The 4,222-nt window shown below is 72.3% G+C and carries 4 protein-coding genes and 1 pseudogene; 2 read left to right on the top strand and 3 right to left on the bottom strand.

Annotation, left to right across the window (positions count from 1 at the left end):
* Positions 1–110 precede the first annotated feature (110 nt).
* The 3 genes from ACFVHV_RS43340 to ACFVHV_RS43350 form a co-directional block, all read right to left on the bottom strand.
* Positions 111–1,520 carry a hypothetical protein gene (locus ACFVHV_RS43340; protein WP_380359327.1) on the bottom strand — a complete coding sequence of 470 codons (1,410 nt, stop codon included), beginning with the start codon at positions 1,518–1,520 and terminating at the stop codon, positions 111–113.
* A gap of 239 nt (positions 1,521–1,759) precedes the next feature.
* Complete coding sequence (locus ACFVHV_RS43345) at positions 1,760–2,530, bottom strand: lysophospholipid acyltransferase family protein (RefSeq protein WP_359915562.1); 771 nt, start codon at positions 2,528–2,530, stop codon at positions 1,760–1,762.
* A gap of 222 nt (positions 2,531–2,752) precedes the next feature.
* Positions 2,753–3,178: a DUF4395 domain-containing protein gene (locus ACFVHV_RS43350; RefSeq protein ID WP_359915560.1), complete on the bottom strand. Its 426-nt coding sequence runs from the start codon at positions 3,176–3,178 to the stop codon at positions 2,753–2,755.
* A 333-nt stretch (positions 3,179–3,511) separates the two neighbouring features.
* Here ACFVHV_RS43350 and ACFVHV_RS43355 point away from each other — a divergent pair, with 333 nt between their 5' ends.
* Both ACFVHV_RS43355 and ACFVHV_RS43360 read left to right on the top strand, forming a co-directional pair.
* Complete coding sequence (locus ACFVHV_RS43355; RefSeq protein WP_359915558.1) at positions 3,512–3,838, top strand: thioredoxin family protein; 327 nt, start codon at positions 3,512–3,514, stop codon at positions 3,836–3,838.
* 253 nt (positions 3,839–4,091) lie between these two features.
* Positions 4,092–4,222 (top strand): annotated as a pseudogene (locus ACFVHV_RS43360) (electron transfer flavoprotein subunit beta); the annotation flags it as partial.

A 4,222-nucleotide genomic window follows, 5' to 3' on the forward strand; every position in this document is an offset into this window, starting at 1 on the left:
TACTGCAGGGGGGACCCTGTGGGAGAGTAGGACGCCGCCGAACAATTATTCAGAAGAACCCCCATCCGGGATCCGGATGGGGGTTCTTCGCGTTTGCAGGACCGTACGGTCTATTCGTCGGAGCCAGAGCCAGAGGCGGACTCCGATCCCGTCCCGGGGCGCGGCTTCTCGGTGGGCTCCCGCCCTTGGGCCTGGGCCTGCTGCTGGTCATCCGGACGCGGCGTCCGGGAAGCCTGTGGTGCCGGCGAGGGCTGGCTCGACCCCTGATCCGACGGCTGGTCCGTCGCCGGAACCGACGGCTGATCCGTTGCCTGAGCCGGTTCGGCGGGAGCCACCGAGCTCTCCGCCGTCCCCCAGGCCGGGCGGCCGAGCCACTTGTCCGCGCTGTTGGTGAGACGGGCGACGCCCGTACCGTCCGGCCGCATGCTGTAGAGGTCGGCGCCGGCGCCCGAGGGGGCCTGGGCGAAGACGATGGACTTGCCGTCGGGCGCGTAGGCGGCGGTGCCGTAGAAGATGTCCGAGGGTGCGGGGGTGAGGGCGCCGATGGCGCTGCCGTCGGGGTGCACGGTGTAGATGCCGCCGCCGGGGGCGTTGTCGGGGCCGGCCGGGTAGGTGGTGAAGAGGATCTGGGTGCCGTCGGGGGACCAGTCCGCACGGTCGCCCGCGCGCAGTTCCCAGGGGGTGAGCTGGCGCAGTCCGGTGCCGTCCGCGCTGACGACGTAGATGGCGCGGCTGCCGGCGGGCTGCCCGGTGGCGCTGGTGCGGTACTCGAAGGTGAGCTGCTTCCCGTCGGGGGACCAGCTGGGGTTGCTGACGATGCCGGAGTAGGGCTTGTCGTTGGTGAGGAAGGTGAGCCGCTGGACGTCGGTGCCCTCGGGGCTCATCAGATAGAGGTCCGAGTACTGGATCTGGCGGCTGCCGGTCGAGTCCTGGGCGCCCCAGGATCGGCTGAAGGCGACCTGCTTGCCGTCCGGGGAGAAAGCGGGGGCCCGTTCGTCCTCGTTGGCGCAGTCGGCGGTGCCGCTGTCGCAGAGCTGGTTGATCTGGTGTTCGGGGCCGCCGTTGGTGGGGACGGTCCAGAGCCGGGCGGTGCCGCTCTGGGGGTCGGTGCGGTCGAAGGCGATGGTGGTGCCGTCGGGGGACCAGTCCGGGCGGTCGTCGAGGGCGCGGGCCGGCGGCTTGGTGACCTGGTGCTGGTCGGTGCCGTCGGGGGAGAGGGTGACGATGGCGCTGCTGGTGCGGGCGGAGTCGGTGTAGGCGCGGCTGACGATCAGTCCGTTGTGCGCGGTGGCCGCGGGCGCTCCGGCGGCCGCACCGACCACGCCGGGGGTCTCGGCGGGTCTCGCCTCGGGGGTGCTGGTGGGAGTCTCCGGCCGGATCTCGGAGAGCGGGATCTCCCCGGGTTCGGCTCCGCAGCCGGTGAGCAGGGTGCCCAGAAGCAGAAGGCCCGCACCGGCGCTCGCGCGGGTGCGGGCCCTGCCCGTGGGTGACTGCCGTGTGCCGGTGGTGATCCGTGCCATCTCCGCCTCCGAGCCTTTCGACCGTTCCGACGTGTGCCCCCGCCGCGGATTCAGGACGAAGGCCCCTGGAAGGAGCTGTCACTGTGTCAGACGGGGGGCGTCGGCGGTCGGGCGACACGCGACGGAGAGTTCTCGCTCGGTCGCACGGAGTAGATGGAGGGCGGGGGAGGCGGGGAGGCCGGCAGGAGGGGCGGAGAAGAGAGGAGAGGAGAGTGGGGAGAGGAGAGGAGAAGGGGCTGTCAGTCCCGGGCGGCGCGGCGCTCGGCCCGGGCGAGGGCCTCCGCCTCGTCCTCGGCCTCGGCGACCTCAAGGGTGGGGGCGGTGCCGCCGAGGTGGGCGGGCAGCCACCAGGTGTCGTCCTGGCCGGAGGGCTTGGCGGGGTACTCACGCTGGGCCTGGTCGAGCATCTCGCTCATGGCGGCGCGCAGCCGTCGGGTGACCATCACGGGCTTGTCGTTCGGTCCGAGGTGGATCGGTTCGCCGATCATGATGGTGACCGGGACGTGCCGCTTGGTGAGGGTCTTCGGGCGGCCCTTGGTCCAGAGCTGCTGGGTGCCCCAGAGCACGACGGGCAGCAGCGGGGTGCCGGAGTCGGCGGCCATCCGGGCGGCGCCGGTCTTGAACTTCTTCAGCATGAAGGAGCGGCTGATGGTCGCCTCGGGGAACACCCCGACCACCTCGCCGGCCTTGAGGGCGCGCACGGCGGCCTCGTACGCGGGCTGTCCGTCGGTGCGGTCCACCGGGATGTGCTTCATGCCGCGCATCAGCGGGCCGGAGATCCGGTGCTTGAAGACGTCGTCCTTGGCCATGAAGCGGGTCTTGCGCTTGCCGCCGCGGTACGCGCCGAGGCCTGCGAAGAGGAAGTCCAGGTAGCTGATGTGGTTGCTGACCAGTACCGCTCCCCCCCTGGCGGGGATGTGTTCGGCGCCCACGATCTTGATCCGCACGTCGAGCGCGCGGAAGGCGGTGAGTGCGGCGCCGATCACCGGCGGGTACACGAACTCTGCCACGGTCAGTCCTGACTTCCACGGGTCGGAGCCCGGTTCGGCGGGTACCCGCTCCGTTGTGCGGGCGGCGCCGACCGGAGCACGGCACTCCGCGGCGGTCACGGGTGATTCACGGAGATGATCCCCCGAACGAGTGCCTGCTGTCACCTGAGGCGTGCGGTCAAGCGAATTTTGGCGGTGTGATCTCCGTGATGAATTCGAACGGGAACTTTTCGGCCGCGCACATCACGCGCCGGCGGTGAGTCGGCCCTGGGCGCGCCGGACCAGGGGGTAGAGCTCGCTGCCCACGCAGTAGCCGAACGCGGCGTTGGCGAAGGCGGCGGTGAGGGCGGCCGAGCAGGCCAGCGCACCGAGCCAGGTCACCTCGGCGCAGTAGCCGAGGGCGCCGACCGCGGTGAACACCATGAGGATGCCCTGGTCGAAGCGGAGCGGCCGCTCGTCCTCGGTCTCGGAGGGCGGTGCGAGCCGGGGGAGTACGAGCGCCTGGAACAGCCGGACGTACGGGGCCATGCGCAGGCCGCCGAAGGCGCCGAGGGCCAGGACGAGCGTCTGGGCGGCCAGGAGGGGGCAGTTGCCGGTGCGCAGGACGACGGCCAGGACGATGGAGGTGAGCGCTGCGGCGAGGCGGGAGCCGCGGGGATCGGTCTGCAACGGTGGCTCCGGGGGTCGCGACGGGCGGCGGCAGCGGCGGGGCGTCGGCGGCGGGCGTCAGCGTCGTCGGTGGAGGACGGCCCGGGCCGTGGCGGTGACGCGGCGGCAGGCCGGCGGCGGCGTTGGGCGACAGTCGGAATCCACCGGCCGATCGTACGTGGCCGGGCCCCGGCGGTCGACCGTGTTTCGGACGCGGAGGGCCCTGCCGCAGACTGGGGGGACGACCTGGCCGCCGGTGCGTGTTGTGGTGCCTCGACGGTGGCCGGGACCGGCCCGCCGTGGGCCGGGCGCGGGGCCGGGCGCGTGGCCGGGAGAGAGACGGGAGGCCGAGGGTTGAGCACCGAGGACGGGGCGGTACGGCTGTCGGAGGCCGAGTTGGGCGGGCCGCTCGGCGCACGGGCGACACTGGTGCAGTTCTCGACGGCCTTCTGCCAGCCGTGCCGGGCCACCCGGAGGGTGCTCTCCGAGGTGGCCGGGATGGTCGACGGGGTCGAGCACGTCGAGGTGGACGCGGAGGAGCGGTTGGAGCTGGTCCGCCGGCTGGAGGTCCGGCGGACGCCGACCGTCCTGGTGCTGGACGGGGAGGGCCGGGTGGTGCGGCGGGCGGCGGGGCAGCCGCGCAGGGTGGACGTGATCGCGGCGCTCGGGCGCGTGGTGTGAGCAATCCGGCGGCAGTTGTTCCGCCCCGTCGGGTGGAGTCGGCTCCGGGCTGGGGCAGGATGGGCGCAGGCGGCGGGAGCGGCCGCACGGCATAAGCTACTGGCCAGTAGTGACCACTGCACTACCGGCGAGTATGCTGCCAGGAAGTTCCGGACCGGCACGGGAATTCGCTGCCCGGAGCGGGTGCGTGCCGTGTTCGCGCCCGCTTGCACCGCCGCAGCCGCCGGACGAGACCAGTACAGGAGACAAGGCCGTGAGCTTGAGGATCGTTGTCTGTGTGAAGCACGTGCCGGACGCGACGGGTGACCGTCGTTTCGCGGACGACCACACCACCGACCGGGAGGGTGTGGACGGCCTGCTGTCGGAGCTGGACGAGTACGGCGT

Source organism: Kitasatospora sp. NPDC127116, assembly GCF_042677365.1.
Taxonomy (GTDB): domain Bacteria; phylum Actinomycetota; class Actinomycetes; order Streptomycetales; family Streptomycetaceae; genus Kitasatospora; species Kitasatospora lactacystinica.

Coding starts and splice junctions, on each gene's coding strand:
- ACFVHV_RS43340 (WP_380359327.1), bottom strand. CDS start 1,520: ATGGCACGGATCACCACCGGCACACGGCAGTCACCCACGGGCAGGGCC.